Origin of the sequence: Cellulomonas septica (genome assembly GCF_012396155.1) — a bacterium.
Classification (GTDB): Bacteria; Actinomycetota; Actinomycetes; order Actinomycetales; family Cellulomonadaceae; genus Cellulomonas; species Cellulomonas septica.
Genome location: NZ_JAAXOY010000609.1, coordinates 1 through 2,170, shown reverse-complemented (window position 1 = coordinate 2,170; position 2,170 = coordinate 1). Strand labels below are relative to the sequence as shown.

General features: G+C 75.1%; 2 protein-coding genes. One reads left to right on the top strand and one right to left on the bottom strand.

What is annotated here, in order from left to right:
• Window positions 1–1,017 (bottom strand): LacI family DNA-binding transcriptional regulator (locus tag HGA02_RS17215; RefSeq protein WP_168680421.1); only part of this gene is annotated, 1,017 nt, incomplete at its 3' end.
• A 185-nt stretch (window positions 1,018–1,202) separates the two neighbouring features.
• Here HGA02_RS17215 and HGA02_RS17210 point away from each other — a divergent pair.
• Window positions 1,203–2,078 carry a protein kinase domain-containing protein gene (locus tag HGA02_RS17210; RefSeq protein WP_168680419.1) on the top strand — a complete coding sequence of 292 codons (876 nt, stop codon included), beginning with the start codon at window positions 1,203–1,205 and terminating at the stop codon, window positions 2,076–2,078.
• Window positions 2,079–2,170 lie beyond the last annotated feature (92 nt).

The following is a 2,170-nucleotide window of genomic DNA, read 5'->3' as shown; positions in this document are numbered from 1 at the left end:
GGCGGGGCGTGACGCGGGGGCCGGGGCGGTGGAGCCGCGCACGACGAGCTCGGGCTCGAAGAGCAGCTCCTCCTGCGGCACGGACGCGCCGTTGATCTGGTTGACCAGCAGGTCGATCGCCGCGCGGCCCATGGGCTCGATGGGCTGCCGCACGGTCGTGAGCGGAGGCTCGGTGCAGTTCATGAACGCGGAGTCGTCGTACCCGACGACGGAGATGTCGTCGGGTACGCGCAGCCCGGCCCGGCGCGCCGCACGGATCGCGCCGAGCGCGAGCGGGTCGCTCGCGCACACGATGCCGGTGACCCCGGCCTTGATCAGGCGCGTCGCGGCCGCCTGACCGCTCTCGAGCGAGTAGGCGGAGCGGACGACCTGGTCGTCGCGGAGCTCGAGGCCGAGCCGCTGCGCGACCGCACGCGCGGCGTGCAGCTTGCGCTCGGACGGCACGTGGTCGACGGGTCCGAGGACGAGGCCGACGCGGGTGTGGCCGAGCGACGCGAGGTGGCCGACCGCCTGCTCGATCGCGACCTCGTCGTCGCACGACACGCGCGGGAACGGCAGGTCCTCGATCGACGCGTTGATGAGCACGACGGGCAGCTGCCGGCCGGTGAGCCGCTCGTAGTGGTCGTGCGTCGCGTCGCGCTGCGCGTAGTGCCCGCCGGCGAACACGATGCCGGAGACCTGCTGGCCGAGCAGCAGCTCGACGTAGTCGGCCTCGGAGACACCGCCCGCGGTCTGGGTGCACAGCACGGGGGTGAAGCCCTGCTGCGCGAGCGCCCCACCGACGACCTCGGCGAACGCGGGGAAGATCGGGTTCTGCAGCTCGGGCAGGACGAGCCCGACGAGGCGTGCGCGCTCGCCGCGCAGCTTGGTGGGGCGCTCGTAGCCGAGGACGTCGAGCGCGGTGAGCACGGCCTCCCGCGTCTGGTCGGAGACGCCGGGCTTGCCGTTGAGCACGCGGCTGACGGTCGCCTCCGAGACGCCGACCTTGCGTGCCACCTCTGCGAGTCGCCGTGACATGCGGCCCACTGTAGCGACTTTCCGCGCAAGCGACTTGCAGGATCGCGCAAGCGGCTGTCATCTCGGGTCGGTCACGATGGGGTGAAGAGGCGCGCTCGACGTGCGGTGCCCCGGGCACGCTCCTAGCGTCGTGGTGCGGCCGACGCGCCGCCGACCCGTCGAGAGCACCCCCGAAGGACCGTCCCGTGCCCCTCACCGACCTGCGCAGCCCGGCCGGCGCCACGCTCGGGCGACGGTACCGGCTGGGCGCGGCGCTCGGGCACGGCGGTTCCGGTGCGGTCTTCCGCGCGACCGACCGACGGCTGGACCGCGAGGTCGCCGTCAAGCTCTTCGACCTCGGCGCGGCCGACGGCGAGGAGATCCGCCGCTACGCCGCGGAGGCGCGCGTCCTCGCCGGTCTGTCGCACCCGAACCTCGTCGCGCTGCTCGACGTGGGCGCCGACCAGGTCGACGGGGTCGGACCCGTCGCGTACCTCGTCATGGAGCTCGTCGACGGCCGCACGCTGCGCGAGTGCGTGAACGACGGCCCGCTCCCCCGCGCGATCACGGCCGACGTCGGGCGGCAGCTCGCGCTCGCGCTCGGCCACGCGCACGCCGCCGGGATCGTGCACCGCGACGTCAAGCCGTCCAACGTGCTCGTCTCCGACTCCGCCGCGCCGCCCGGACGCCAGGACGCGCCGACGCTGCCCGTCGTGCTCGCGGACTTCGGGATCGCCGTGAGCGCCGTCCGCTCACCGGAGACGGACCGACGCAGCTCGTCCGGGACCGCGAGCTACCAGAGCCCCGAGCAGGCGCTCGGGCGCGACGTCGGGCCCGCGAGCGACGTCTACTCGCTCGGTCTCGTCCTGCTCGAGTGCCTCACCGGCGAGCGCGCGTACCCCGGGGACCCGCTGACGAGCTCGCTCGCCCGCCTGCTGCGACCTGTCGACGTGCCCGAGGACCTCGGGCGGGACTGGGTGCGGCTGCTCGGCGCGATGACGGCCGCCGAGCCGGGCGACCGGCCGTCGCCGACCGCGGTCGCCGCGGAGCTGCGCGCGCTGCGCGACCCCGACCCCCGCTGACCGGCGCGGCGTCCGTCCGCAGGAGCGCAGCCCGCTGGTCGGCGCCGCACCCGCGCGCGACGAGGCGTCAGACGTGCGCCGGCGCGAGCGCG